This is a genomic window from Nitrospira sp. (assembly GCA_016873435.1).
In the GTDB taxonomy this organism is placed as follows: domain Bacteria; phylum Nitrospirota; class Nitrospiria; order Nitrospirales; family Nitrospiraceae; genus VGXF01.
Window position 1 is genome coordinate 192,710 of the sequence record VGXF01000001.1, and the last position, 13,484, is coordinate 206,193.

General features: G+C 58.6%; 13 protein-coding genes and 1 tRNA gene. 1 reads left to right on the forward strand and 13 read right to left on the reverse strand.

The window, feature by feature from the left end; translation table 11 throughout:
• Positions 1–338: 338 nt before the first annotated feature.
• The 3 genes from FJ248_01030 to FJ248_01040 all read right to left on the reverse strand — a co-directional run bounded on the left by FJ248_01030 (position 339) and on the right by FJ248_01040 (position 1,714).
• Positions 339–755: a transcriptional repressor gene (locus FJ248_01030; protein ID MBM4119471.1), complete on the reverse strand. Its 417-nt coding sequence runs from the start codon at positions 753–755 to the stop codon at positions 339–341.
• A 179-nt stretch (positions 756–934) separates the two neighbouring features.
• Positions 935–1,010: transfer RNA gene (locus tag FJ248_01035), tRNA-Thr, on the reverse strand.
• Between the two features lie 86 nt (positions 1,011–1,096).
• The gene (locus FJ248_01040) at positions 1,097–1,714 is read right to left on the reverse strand and encodes a hypothetical protein (protein MBM4119472.1); all 618 of its coding nucleotides are present in this window, start codon (positions 1,712–1,714) and stop codon (positions 1,097–1,099) included.
• A 148-nt stretch (positions 1,715–1,862) separates the two neighbouring features.
• Between FJ248_01040 and FJ248_01045 the strand changes: the two genes are divergently transcribed.
• On the forward strand, positions 1,863–2,729 hold the full coding sequence (locus FJ248_01045; protein ID MBM4119473.1) for a 4-hydroxybenzoate octaprenyltransferase: 867 nt from the start codon (positions 1,863–1,865) through the stop codon (positions 2,727–2,729).
• A gap of 27 nt (positions 2,730–2,756) precedes the next feature.
• On the opposite strand, the gene FJ248_01050 is transcribed toward FJ248_01045, so the two are convergent.
• Genes FJ248_01050 through FJ248_01095 form a run of 10 tightly spaced genes read right to left on the reverse strand, consistent with a single transcriptional unit; the run spans position 2,757 to position 13,470 of the window.
• Complete coding sequence (locus tag FJ248_01050; protein ID MBM4119474.1) at positions 2,757–3,776, reverse strand: c-type cytochrome; 1,020 nt, start codon at positions 3,774–3,776, stop codon at positions 2,757–2,759.
• Entirely contained in the window at positions 3,773–4,594 is an 822-nt protein-coding gene (locus FJ248_01055; GenBank protein MBM4119475.1) for a hypothetical protein, read from the reverse strand. Before FJ248_01055 ends, FJ248_01050 begins: the two co-directional genes overlap by 4 nt.
• A gap of 7 nt (positions 4,595–4,601) precedes the next feature.
• Positions 4,602–5,321 carry a cytochrome c gene (locus FJ248_01060; protein MBM4119476.1) on the reverse strand — a complete coding sequence of 240 codons (720 nt, stop codon included), beginning with the start codon at positions 5,319–5,321 and terminating at the stop codon, positions 4,602–4,604.
• 23 nt (positions 5,322–5,344) lie between these two features.
• Entirely contained in the window at positions 5,345–6,025 is a 681-nt protein-coding gene (locus tag FJ248_01065; protein MBM4119477.1) for a cytochrome c, read from the reverse strand.
• A gap of 31 nt (positions 6,026–6,056) precedes the next feature.
• Positions 6,057–7,838, reverse strand: a complete 1,782-nt coding sequence (locus FJ248_01070; protein ID MBM4119478.1) for a hypothetical protein — start codon at positions 7,836–7,838, stop codon at positions 6,057–6,059.
• 26 nt (positions 7,839–7,864) lie between these two features.
• Positions 7,865–8,872 (reverse strand): hypothetical protein, encoded by a 1,008-nt coding sequence (locus tag FJ248_01075; GenBank protein ID MBM4119479.1) that lies wholly within the window; start codon positions 8,870–8,872, stop codon positions 7,865–7,867.
• 6 nt (positions 8,873–8,878) lie between these two features.
• Complete coding sequence (locus FJ248_01080) at positions 8,879–9,973, reverse strand: cytochrome bc complex cytochrome b subunit (GenBank protein MBM4119480.1); 1,095 nt, start codon at positions 9,971–9,973, stop codon at positions 8,879–8,881.
• The gene (locus tag FJ248_01085; protein ID MBM4119481.1) at positions 9,974–10,912 is read right to left on the reverse strand and encodes a ubiquinol-cytochrome c reductase iron-sulfur subunit; all 939 of its coding nucleotides are present in this window, start codon (positions 10,910–10,912) and stop codon (positions 9,974–9,976) included. It lies immediately after the preceding gene.
• Position 10,913: 1 nt separating this feature from the next.
• Positions 10,914–11,807 carry a c-type cytochrome gene (locus FJ248_01090; protein ID MBM4119482.1) on the reverse strand — a complete coding sequence of 298 codons (894 nt, stop codon included), beginning with the start codon at positions 11,805–11,807 and terminating at the stop codon, positions 10,914–10,916.
• Entirely contained in the window at positions 11,767–13,470 is a 1,704-nt protein-coding gene (locus FJ248_01095; GenBank protein MBM4119483.1) for a hypothetical protein, read from the reverse strand. Before FJ248_01095 ends, FJ248_01090 begins: the two co-directional genes overlap by 41 nt.
• Positions 13,471–13,484: the final 14 nt, after the last annotated feature.

Sequence of the window (13,484 nt, forward strand, 5' to 3'; positions counted from 1 at the left end):
AGGTCAGCCGTAGTCGCCATGCGCGCCTCCTCTTAAGACTGAATTGAGAAACCACTTTGGCACCTTCGTTGGGAGAAGATCGGATGCCGTTCTTCTGGATAGAGAAGAACGTCCGCCCTCTTGAGTGTCGGATTCCGAGTGGCGGAACGCGACATCAACCCGATCTTCCCCGCACAAGGTGCAGAAAGACACACTCTAGGTACAGACGTCCTACTCCGAGTGTTCGCGGGACGTGTCGGCCGCGAAGGTGTGTTCCAGCAGCAATGGCTGGAGCGCCAACACCAACAACACGTAGCCGACGACGAGAGCCCACCGGCTCACCGTCCTGAGGCAGGCCGTTACCGGCATTGGGGGCACCATCCAAAAAACTCTAAGGCATGTCCATCTACGGAGAACCGAGTTTGTTCTTCTACGAGCTTTGTCAGCTTCTCCAATGGGCAGAGCATCAGATCGACGATCTTGCCGCAACTACGGCACTGAATATGATGGTGGTGCGCTCGGCCATGAACCACCTCATACCGCATCTGCCCTTCATGAAACCCGACGGGATTCACCAAACCAAGCTCTTGGAGCATGGCCAGGTTACGGTAAACCGTCACAAGATCGACACTGGTTTTGGCCTTAACCACACCCGCGTGCACCTCGGCCACTGTAACAGGGAATGCATTGCGCTCGAGAACGGCGAGAATGGCCTTTCTGGCCTTCGTCAGCTTCTTCCCGCCAGCCTTGAGACTCTTCGCGATCGCAGCTTCCACGGGACCTCATATATGCAACTAAATTGCAATTACCAGTTCGGGCCGTCACATGTCAAGCCACGGCCCCTGCACCTACTACGAACAAGAAAAGGTTACACTTTCGGTTACACTAGCGGAGTAAAGTTGGCAGCGGGGCGGTTCTATCAACCTCGAACCTGTTGAAAAAACAGCATGTTTTCTGGAGCCGGCGACTGGAATCGAACCAGCGACCTGCGGTTTACGAAACCGCTGCTCTGCCAACTGAGCTACGCCGGCATGCACAAGGACGGTAGCGGCAGGTAAAGTGCGGCCATCATACGCAGGATACGCGCAACCTGTCAACGAGAGCCGCCCGTAGACTATCAGCGCCTCGCCGCATTCCGCTGGCTGGCATATTCACGGATTTTGATCGAGGTGCCCAGTTGACTCTTCACACCCTGCGCGAGCACCAGGGCCGCTTCGTTGACGATCTCCGCCAGACCCCGGACATCGCAATTCTGACGTGAGGAGTCGACGCTTCCCTTCCATTCCGTCTTGATGCCTTTTGTATAGATCACCGCTCCGGCAGCATCCTGAAACGTCACGGTCGCTCCCAACTCAATAGTCACGTCATGACTCTTATCCGCCTGACGGGGAATCAGAAGTCTCACATTCTGCAATCCTATGGTGACCGAAACCGTGCCGTCCGTCTTTCCCTTGAGCTGCTCCGGATCAATCCGCACACGTTCAAATGCCAGCCCAATTTGACGAAGCAATGCATAGGTAAGCTGCTCACCGTAGGCAATCGTCCGCAACTGCTGACACGCATCGTTGTAGCTGAGCGTCGCGTCCGTTACGCTTCGATCGACAGTCAGAACAACAGCCAACGGCAGCCAGTATCCCTGGGTATCGCCGGAGCTGCGCAATGGAGACCAGCCGCACCCGGTAGCCCCGCTCAGAAGAGCCAGCATCAATCCAGTGACAGCTATTTGCTTCTTCATCGTCTCTTTTCTCAAGACGTCCGCCTGCGCGCTGGCTCAGATATAACTGGATCGGCCAGAAAAGACAATCAGCGGGCAGTCCCTACCCCTCGATCCTGCGCTTGGTCGAAGGATTGACAGGCCCACCGACCGCCGCTATGGTCGGGGCATGGATACGGCCGTGACGGTCCGTCTTCGACTCATCGCTCAGTTGATTCGACTGCCCAGCCAGACTGGCACACTGCTGCTGATGGTACCTACCCTCTGGGCGTTGATACTGGCCTCCCATGGCCGTCCCGATCCAATGTTGATCGCCCTCTTCGCATTCGGCTCCTTCCTAATGCGGAGCGCCGGCGTCATTTTGAACGACGCAGCCGATCGTCGCTTTGACAGCCAAGTGGAGCGGACCAAAACCCGTCCGCTGGCCAGTGGCGCGCTAGCACTGCCCGAGGCGGCGATCATCCTCCTTGTACTGCTGGTGTGCGCCAGTGGACTGCTTCTGTTGCTCAACCAGCTGGCACTGAGATTGAGCCCGGTTGCCTTGCTCTTGGCCATCCTGTATCCCTTTGCCAAGCGCATTTTTCCACTCCCGCAGGCCGTGCTGGGAATCGCCTTCGGATGGGGCGTGGTAATGGCGTGGGCGGCAGCGGCCAATGCGCTCGCCCCCGAGGCCTGGCTGCTGTTTGCGGGCACCATCGCCTGGGCCGTGGCCTACGACACCATCTATGCCCTGCAGGATCGCACCGACGACGAGCGTCTCGGAATCAAATCATCCGCCATCCTGTTTGGGAAAAATACCTGGCTGGCCGTTGCCATCAGCTTCGGCACGATGGCGGCCTGCCTGGCGCTGGCCGGATGGCTGTCCGGAATCGGCGTGGTGTTCTACGGCGTGCTGGCGGCCTGTTGTGGATTCGTGAGCCAACAGGCTTGGACGATCAGAAACAACGTGTCCGCCCAAGCGGCTTTTGCCATGTTCCGGCAACATGTCTGGATCGGTTGGGCGATCCTAGCCGGGTTTTGGATTGGATTCCTCTAAAAGGCGTGGACAGAAATGAGGCGGGGCCTATTGCCCCGCCTTTTGAATCGGGTTTTCGGGCTTCGGCGCGCGCAGCGTCGCGACATACAGGGTGACCGCCTTGGCATCCTCGTCGCTCAAACCAAGATTCGGCATGCGCGTAGTCGGCTTCATGGCCTGCGGATACTTAATCCATCGGTAGACCCACGTCGGATTCAGGCGGAACCCCGCGCGGTCCAGAGCCGGCCCCACGGCCCCTCCCGCCTCACCTACCCGGTGACAGGCATTGCAACCATATTTATTCGTGTACAACTGCTTGCCATGCTCGACCAGTTTGTCAACCTGTTCCGGCTTCATGGTTAGATCAGGTCTTGGCACCGCCGCGAACTTGGGCCGCTCCTTGAAATTGGTCACGGCGGCCTGCGCGACATCAAGCACCTTCTTGGCTTTCACAAAGGCATCCTGCTCCTTTGCATAGACCGCCTCGTCCGTATCCTTCCCGCTCTTTTCGGCCTCGTCGTCAGCTTTTTTTTGGGCAGCTTCAAATGTTTGCTTAACCTGATCGAATTGCTGTTGCGCCGTCACCTTCTCGCTTTCGAGCTTCTTCATCCGCCCAGCGATGTCGAACTCAGACTTCATGCCGTGGAGCGTCCGGACATACGCCACGATCGACCAAACTTCCTCTTCAGACAACGTGTATTTCAACGTCGGCATGGTCGGCACGGCGAATTCGTCGTCGCCGATCTTGTCGCCCTTGTCTGGCGTCGTGTCTTTCATGTCGCGCCAAATCGTATTAAAGATTTCCTCGTCCTTGTACGTAGACATTTCGCTCTTATTGGACAAATCTTTTGGGCGCGGGTCCGGCATCTTTGCCCAGTTATAGCCCTCGTTCTGGCGTCCGTGCTCGCCGTGGCAGTGCATGCAATAGTGCGCGTACAGATTTTTCCCCTTGGCCACCTGTTCGTTCTGGAACAGGGCGCACCCGGCCACACCGGCTCCGGCGGCAATCGTCGCCAGCACGCCTACGACCGCAAGTTTGTGGATTGCCATTCCCCTGTTCATGTTCATGCCGCCGGCCCTTTCTTCAGCTTTCGGATCACCACGAACTCAAATCCGGCGGCAAGCCCGATTGCCAGCACGGCATAGAGAGCGGGCGAATAGTCTGCCGGCGGATCGACCCTGAAATACCACCAGGACGACACCGCCTTCTGCCCACCCTTTTCCCTTAGCTCGCCGCTGGCAGGGTCCTTCTGACCGTCCCAAATGGCAAAAGCGATATTGCTAAACGTGCCTGGCTGGAATTGGGTATCGTGCTCCTTGTCGTCGGTGATGACCGCTCGCTTAAAGACCACCTTCCACTTGCCATTCTCATAGACGCTCTTGCCCGTGACATCCTGGGAATCCTGGACCTTCAACGTCCCGAAACCCTTGGCCGTCATATCGAGCGCCTTGCCATCCTTGTTCTTCCAATACCAGATGTTAACTGGTCCGCCTTCCACCTGTCCCATCGGCTGCCCGTGCGCAAAATGCGCCTTCTTGTCGCCGACCATGAATTCAATTGCGGCAGCATCGTCCGCATCCTGCGTCGGATCCTCATACTCCAGCAGGATCGCAACCTGCTTACCGTCGCTAAGCCCGCGGACCTTGACGTCTTTCACCGTCGCTTCCTGAATCCGCGGCTGCCAGTGTACCTGGGGAGACATAGGGAACTGCGCCGCCACGGCGGAATTCCACGCTGCGGCCGTGGGATCATCGGGCACCGAGCTGACCAGCGCCGCCCGCACCGCCACGCTCTCCTGCGCCCACGCGGAGCCCACCCCCGCCGTGCTAGCCAGCAGCGCCGCGCCTGCGAGTCCCGCTCTCCAGAGTGCCGTCTGATTCGTCATGATCCCCTTACTCCCACGTCCGGGGCTTCTGACCCGCCCCGTCGTACTCGCCCATGATGATCTTCCATATTTGCTCGTCTTTTAACTCGACCTCCCACCGCGGCATGGCGGACTTCCACGGCATGCCCTCGACAGAAAGGCCAACGCCGCCCTTCTTGATGCGCCAGAACAGATAGCTTTCCTGCAACATCGCGATCGTCGTGGGGTCCTTGAAATTAGCCGGGGGAGGATTGAAGCCGCGCGCGGCTGGCCCCTTGCCGTCAAACTGGCCATGACAGGGAGAGCAATAGGCCGCGTACAATCCCTTCCCCTGCATAATGTTCTCCGGCGTATTCGGCACGGGATTCGACAGCCCCGTAAACTCACCCGGCGGCGCCGGGTGGATGGTCCGATTTTCGGCCGGCGGCAACGCGCTGGGTGCCGTGCTCGCGTAGGTCTCATAGCCGATGAACAGCGGAAAGAGCGCCAGCACGACGAAACGAGCCGTTTGCATAGCCCCGGCCTGCCGTTCTCCGCTAATAAACCGGAACACTGGGCCAAGAAACTCTTCCATGGAGCCGCCGGTCAGGGTCTTAAAAATCATAATCCCGGCGATGGTCAGTGCGATGTACAGCGTGATGAGACTCGCCGGCAGCGGAGCCGAACCAGGCAGATTCGGCACGACCAGCTTTAGAAATAGATAGATGACCGCGATGAGGATTGCCGGCTTGATCAACGCTCCGCCCATGAGTGTGCCCTCCCCGCTTCCCGTTACTGCCCGTGAACCATGGCCACCAGGCCTGCGTCCGCCTTCATGTTCTTCTGCTTCGCCTTGTCCGTGACCGGCGTCTTGCCTGGAACCGCAGGTGCTGCTGGAACTGCAGCGGGCGCGCCGCCGGGCACTTCGATTTCAGACGGGCTGACCGTGATCGGCTCGCCGCTCATCTGCTGCAGGAATGCGATCACCGACAGAATTTCGTTCTTGGTCAGACCGATCGGGTTCTTGTTGATATACGGCATACGGGCCGGATATTCCTTGGGAACCCCCTCGTGCCGGTAATCCAGATAAATGTACGCCTGCGGCTGCGTCAGACTTTCGTACATGAACTCGCGGCTCAGCTTGGCCCCGATGCCCTTGAGATCTGGGCACCGCGCCGCTTCACTGGGCCCGATTGAATGACACAGCGCGCACTGGCCTTTGCTGAAGAAAATTTTCTGGCCGATCACCGCCATGTCATTGGCCGTCTTGATGCTAGCCACATCGAACTTTTCCTCCACCGGCGGCAGCGAGGCCATCTGCGGCACGCTCAGGGCCACCAGCGAGAAGAGCCCCAGGACGATCATCACGAACCCAATCACGCGCGGAAAGCGCGATTGGATAAAGAGCAGGATCGCGACGCCCGTTCCGACGACGCCCAGCCCGATTAACTGCAGCATTGCAACTTCGCTCATATGCCCCCGCTAGTCAGATCGAAGGTTCAAATTAATGTCCGCCACCCGCCTTCGCCTTGTCCCCCATCGTGGCCACCCAAAAGATGAAAGCGACGAGCATGCAGAACGCGAAGGTGTTTAGCGACATGAAGGCCGCCGCATATCCCAATGCTGGCGAATAGGCGTAGGGTGACGAGTCACGCATCACACCATAGATGTGCCAGTGCACGCGGGACGATGACCGCGCGTAGCCCATCAGCGTCATGAGCAGGATGACCATGATCGCGTTGAGCACCAGCGCGTAGCCGGCCCGAGGCGGCATACGCCCCCAGATCATTTCCGTGGTCGTCTTGGCGCTCTTGAGAAGCAACGCGGTCAGTGGCGTGATGGTGACCATGACGAAGAGGACGATCAGCACCTGCGCCACCGAGAAGTAGTTAATGCGGACAATGGCCGGCACAAAATAACCCCAGACGCCAAGCACAATCACAACTAGTGCTGCCACGACTAACACACCGCTCATGACCGACTTGGCCATCTTGGCCCAGGTAGCGGTTTCCTCCTTGCCCGCGCGCCAGTACATGATGAAACTCATGAACGTAACCAGAATCATGAGATTGGCGACCGTCATTTTGGCCGACATAACACCGAAAGCACCGAGCAGCGGGTGATGTGTACCGCCCAGCTTGCGTGCCTCCTCTAAGCTCGCCACGAGTGAGTGTGGCGTCATCCACACACCCAGGCACAACAAGAGAATCACCAGCATCGCCATGATCGGCTTCTTGTATTGCTGCTCCGATCCGGGAATGCGGTGCGTAATACCTAGCCAGAAATAGTAGTTTGAACCGAGGAATAGCACGCCGATGAGCATGGCTTGCAGGATGAACAGCCAGGAGAGGAATCCGCCCATCAGCGTAATGCCCATCTGCTGATTGTACTGATAGACTTCCCGCATCAACCAGTAGCCTGCGAAGGGCAGCGGCAGCAGGCCGAAGACGCCGATAAAGTTCCCGACATAGCCCATCCAGTCGTAGTGCTCACGCTCCTCCGGCGTCTTCGCCGACAGGTAGCGCACCCCGGCGTAGGCGCCACAGATGTACCCTCCCAGGACAACGTTGGCGATCAGGCGGTGGATGTTAACGGGCCACCACGTCGGATTCCACGTGGCCGCCCAGGCACGCTGCAGGTCCGTGCCTTCCGAAATGACGACGGGGCTCGCCTGAAAGGTCGCCCAGGAGTTCGGCACGACCATGATGAAGAACGCAAAGACGTTTAGCAGGAAACCCAGAAAAATATGGAACGTCTTCTTGCCGCCATCCTGCATGACATCCCAGCCGTACCAATAGAGATAGAGCGTCGCCGTTTCCAGCAGGAACAGCAGGCAGTAGACAACGAAGGACGGGAAGAAGATATCCGACAGATAGGCCATTAGCTTAGGGTAAAAGCCGATCAGCAAAAACAGGAGGATGCCGCCAAACAGGGCCGTCGTTGCATAAGAAGAGGTCAGGAGCTTGGTGAACTCCTTGGCCAGCTTGTCGTACCGCTTTTCGCCGGTCTTCCAGCCCACGACTTCGCAGAGCCAGGCAAAAATCGGCACACCCAGCACGAAACCAGCCAGCAACAGATGGAGCTGGGCAACGACCCAGACGATATTCCGACTGCCGCCTAACTGCGGAAGGTCTCGGTAGGCCGTCGCCGCCTGAGGAGCCGCCTCCTCTGCCCAGCCCGCCACGGGAAACCCCAGCGCGCCAGCCAGCAACGCCAATCCGGCGATGGACAGCATCCACCAGCCCCGGCGCGAACCCTGCTCTCCTGACAACCTGTCATGCCTCATGAACAACTCCTTCACGCCAGTGCTGGTCAGGCCTTCGACTTGCCGGCGGCCAGCTTCTTTTCAGGGGCCCTGGTCTTTTTGTTATTCTTCGCCTGTTCTTCCAGCGCCTGCACGGAGGCTTCAGCCTGCGTCAGGATACGATCGGCTTTTTGCAAGGCGTCGGCAGGCTTGAATGGAGGCGGCGCCTTTTGCTCATCTTTTTTGTACGATTCGTGCGGATGCGGCGTGGTGACGGGAATCGTCGCCCACAGCAGAAATACCAGCATCGCTCCGGCGGCTGAAAACGCGATCAGCATCAACGGCTGATCAGCCGGGACGCGCATCAAATCCCAACGGGTGATGAGTTCCGAATAGGCAGCTCCGGTAGGACGGTTGCCATCTGCCACGCGCTGCACCATCCACCCAACTACAGAACATCCGATCACGAGTAACGCCAGCAACACGGACGCCGCCGCACTGCCCCAGAGGGTGAACTCCACACTGATCCGCTCGGCAACCGGCAGCGCCTTGAGCGGGCCGAACTCCAGGACCGCCTGCGTGACCGCCTTGGCAATGCCCACCGCTCCACCGGTGACCACAGTTGCAACGATTTCTGGCGCGCTGTCGACACTGCCTTTGAGGACCGGCATGCCGGCCAGCACGATGCAGAGCAATGGGAAAAACACCAGCCCAAAGCCCGCAATGCGCCCCCAGAGCGCCGCGCCCAGACCATCCGTCGGCTCCACACGGAGTTTTTCAAGGAAGAACGTTTTACCTGTTACGCCCAACGCCCAGATGTCGATCGGGATGGCCAGGAGAAACAGCAGGCCCAATCCGACACCTTCGCTCAGATGCAGATCCAGTGCAGCCTGCGCAAACGGCAATCCCAGCACCGTCACCGGACTGGCAAAAAGTAGCAGCAGCGCCAGACCCGCCTTGGCCTCCAGTTGCAAGGAGCCCATCATCATCAACACCAAGGCCAGTGCGAGCTTGATGGGAATGCCCGTCCAGCAGGCATCCCAGAGAAGCGAAAGTCCGGTCCTGAATGAGGCCATGCGACCCTAGTCTAAAAATTCACGATTAATGATCGCGGACACGGTAAAGATCAAAATGCTGGCCATGACAACGATCCAGCCGATTAGCGCGAGGGGCCGCTTAAAAATATTGCGTTCTGGGCTACGGTCGATAAACGGCAACGCCGCCAGCAGGGCCATGAAAGCGCCAGGCAGCGCAATGGCGCCCAGGAACTGTCCGAACTCACCGGCAAAAACCTTCAAGCGCAGCAATTGGAATAGGAACAGGAAGTACCACTCCGGCTCCGGATGGTAGTCACCAGGGTCGGGGGTCGCCTCTTCCAGCAACACTACCGGCTCCCACCGAGCTAGCGCGCAAATCGTGAGGAACACAGCGGCCATTGCCACCATGTCCTTCCAGATCTGTCGCGGGAAGAAGTAGTCGGTCTTGGCGTTGATCTCCTCAGGTGTGCCGCGGAACGGACCAGCCGGCCCCGCCGACCGGAACAGGAACAGGTGTAGCCCCGCCAAGCCCATCAGCGCCGCCGGCAGGATCATGACGTGAATGACGAAAAACCGCGTCAGTGTCATCTGCCCCGGCGTGGCCCCGCCTTTGAGAAACCGCGCCATAAAATCGCCGACGAGCGGCGTTTTGTCCATGATCTCAACTCCGACAGTCGTGGCCCAATAGGCGCGCTGGTCCCACGGCAGCAAATAGCCGGTGAACCCGAAGCCCATGACGATGCCGAATAGAGCTAATCCAACCAGCCAGATCATCTCGCGTGGTTTCTTATACGCGCCCCAGAGAAAGACCTGTGACATGTGTGCAAAAACCATCACCACCATCGCCGAGGAGCCCCAGAAGTGATAGCTGAGGATAAACCAGCCGTAATCCACCTCGTGAATGATGAACTGCGTGCTGGCGTAAGCATGGTCGGCACTGGGTACGTAGTAGAACATCAGCAGCATGCCCGTGAGCGCCTGCATGATGAAGATGAACAGGAGGCAGGAGCCCATGACATAAGCCCAGCGCGACCCGCCAGGAACGGGCTCGTTGAGCATCTTGGCCTGGAGAGTCTTCAGACCCACCCGCTCATCGACAAAGGCGATCACTTTTTCAAGCAGCTTGGGTTCGGCGCTCATTTAGACAATCCGAATCTGAGCCTTGGTGCCGGCCTTGAATTCCATGTCGATGATTTCGATGTTGCCGCCTGCGTCCACGCGGATCGGCAGCGTGTCCAGCGCCCGCGGGGCCGGCCCATCCAGCACCTTGCCCGCCGGGTCATAGATGCTCAGATGGCAGGGGCAAAGAAAGATTTCCTTGCCCAGCTTCGGCACCTTGCGCCACTTGTAGCCGCACCCCAGATGTGGGCATTTACCGGAGAACACCACGTAGGGCACGTTTTTCTTATTGGTCCAGACCACCCTGCCCGACGAGTCCCGAAACTCTATGTCCTTGCCTTGATAAACGTCCTCGAGCACGCTCGATGACGCCTTGAGAATCCAGACGTTCTTGTCGATCTCGGCCTCGGGCATGAACGCTTCCTTGACCTTCTTCTTGTACTTAAACTGGATGCCCACATCATCCGCCTTGATCTTACTGACGTTGCCGATCTTGAGCCATCCGTTGTCGAACGGCGCGTACATCGGCTTCATCAGGTAGCGGAGCACCGGGAAAGCCATGAGCAGGCCGATCAGCCCACCGATTGCATGCGTAAAATTCGCGAAGAACATGCGCCGCGGCACGCTCCGCTCGAGTGGCGGCAGCGGCACCAGTACCTCGCCTGGCTGCACATGAAGATGGTCCTCGAGATGGGCAATCTCGACTTCGTGGGTCGTCACGTAGTCGTCGCGTTTGAGCGCGGGGAACTGCATTAGCGCGCTGGCAGCTGACCGCAACTGGACCAAATCGCCGGCCACCGACTGCACCTCCGCCATGGGAATCTGGCGGGGCGGTGCGCCGTTACCCCCGACGACGATGTGGCTCAGCTCGTGCGTAAGCGGATCGACGATGACGTGCGTGACCTCGCCAACCTCGCGATCGCTGCACCGCACCTTTGATTTCAGCTTCGGCTGCTGCATGCTACTTTTTCTTGATTGGCTTCGGCGTATTCACCGAAGGATTTTTCAGCGTGGCGAGGAAGGCCACCAGGGCGTCGATGTCCTTCTCCTCCATTAGTTCCTTATATTTATCTGGCATCTTCTTTTTCTCGTATTCCTTCTCGAAGCCTTCGGCCATCCAGCTCTGCGGATCGACGATCTTCTGTTTGAGCTCGTCCAGCTTGAGCAGATTGCCGATGTTATCTAGTTCCGGACCGCGCTTCTTCCCGCCCTCGCCGAAAAGCTTGTGGCAGTTGTAGCACTCTTGCAGTTGCCACTGTTCCTTGCCCAGTGCAATGACGTCGCCGGCTACGAGCCCGACCCCGCCCGACTTGCCCCCACTGCCTGCCGGCGCCACTTCCGTCGGTCCGCCCAGCGTCTGAATGCGCGCCATGATGCCCGTCGCTTTTTCATCGAGTGCCTTGGCCCGCGCCAGCAATTCTTCGGCTTTACCTTGCTCGGACGCCCGCTTCTTGGCCTCCAGCAGCTTGGCAATCTTCCCCTTTTCGTCCTCCGGGTCGTACTGCGGCCAGAGCGACGCGCCGCCGATGTAGACCACCGAGAGCACCAGATAGAAGGCTAGCAGCGCCACAACGGCCTTGAACCCGCTCAAGGCCGGCACCGGCGGCGCATCCAGCAGGATGAATACCGCCGTGCCCAGCATGGTATAGGCCACGAACATGTAGCGGAAGATTAGCGGAAACCCAAGTACTGTGGCGGCGCCGAAGAACGCACCGCCGATGATCGCTCCGACGATTCCCTTCTTGATCACACTGCTGAGAAAACTTGGCTGCTCGCTCATACCACCCTCTATCAAAAATGAAGTGCGGCTCGCGCTACTTGGCGCCGGCCGGAACCGGGCTGCCCTCGTGAACATGCCCCTTCGGCTGGGCCACACGCAGCGTCAGGATGATCGCAAAACTGACGACCAGATAAAACACCAGTGTAATGCCCGTGATCCACCAAGCCGAATAGGCCAGTGTGGGCGTAAACGATTCCACCGTGAAGTCAGGCACCAGATTGTACGTGTGAAAGTACTTACGCAGCAGGGACCGGACCGCTCCCATCAACCCCATAGTCCAGATCGCGCTGAACGCCAGGAAGATCAGCACGAACTGGGAGGCGAAGTCGATCTTCCCCCACACGATTGTGCCTTGCGTAATAGCCCGGTTATAAATGATGTAGCTGACGACGGTCACAAACACCAGCGTGATCGCCGCGGAGTTCTTCGCTGGCATCAGCGCCAGGAAATTCCACGCGCTGGGCAGTTCCAGTTCCTCAACTAATTTGGCCCCTGTCGCCACGAATCCGTGGGGCGTCATCCAGATGGCATTCCCCACGATCACCATCAAAAACGACACCTTGATCGCGGTGAGGGATGACACCGTGAACGGAATAAACCGCCCCAGTACAACCGGGATGAGCACCAGCGGCACCAGCACGGCCATCGACCTGGGGTCAGGTACTGGGAACAGCGTCCACGTGTAGGTCATGACAAAGGGCAGCGCCACCATGACCAGCACGGCGAGCACGGTAATCCGTACCCGCTCCACCCCCTCGATGCGCTTCATGCTCAACCATATATAATAGTTGCTTGCGAGGAAGATCAGACCGATCATGGCTCCCTGCATCTCGAAGAACATCGAGAGCTGATCGGCCATCATGTAGGGGCAGATCGACGCGTCATAGTCGCAGAGTTCGTAGGCCAAGAGGTAGCCCATGAACGGCAGGAACAGCAACGCGCCCACGCCGATCATGTTACCGACAAAGCCCATCCAATCGTAATAGGCCCGCTCCTCGTCGGACTTCGAGAACATATAGAGGTACGCCGCGATCAACCCGGTGATAAACCCCCCGAACGTTACGTTCCCTACCAGGCGATGGAGGTTGAGTGGCATCCAGCTGTAGTTGAAAATCTTGTCCCACAGCGTGGCCGTCTGAATGAATTCAACGACCGAGACGCCCTCGGCCTTGACCGGCGTGTTCATAAACGAGGTCGGTCCATCGATCACAAAAAGCGTGACCGTGCCGATGATGTTCAGCAGGACGCCCAACGCGATGTGCCGCGCCTTCTTGTCCCCCTTCCACGAATCCCACGTATAGAAATACATGTAGAGGACGATCGTCTCCGCGATGAACAATAACGGGTAGACAACGGCGAAGATCAGGAAGAAGTGATTGATGAGCCACGTTGTGAACTGGGGATAAGTGGCTAGCAGCACGAAGATGAACAGGCCGCCGGTCAGCGCGGTCATGCTGTAGAGAATGACCGTGACCTTGATCACTTCCTTGGCGAGCCGGTCGTATCGAGGGTCCTGCTTGCGATATCCCAGCCACTCCGAGATCACCACAAAGATCGGCGCGCCAAGAATGAACCCGGCGAACAGGATGTGGAGTTGGGCGACGATCCAGACCGCCGTGCGGTTACCAGTATATGGAAACTCTGCCACCGGCGCGCTTGGCACCTGGGCGTAGGCCGTGGCGCCACAGACCGCCAGTAGGCCAACGAGCATCAGAAGACTCCGCTGCCACGTTTTCATGGTATCCGTCGCCC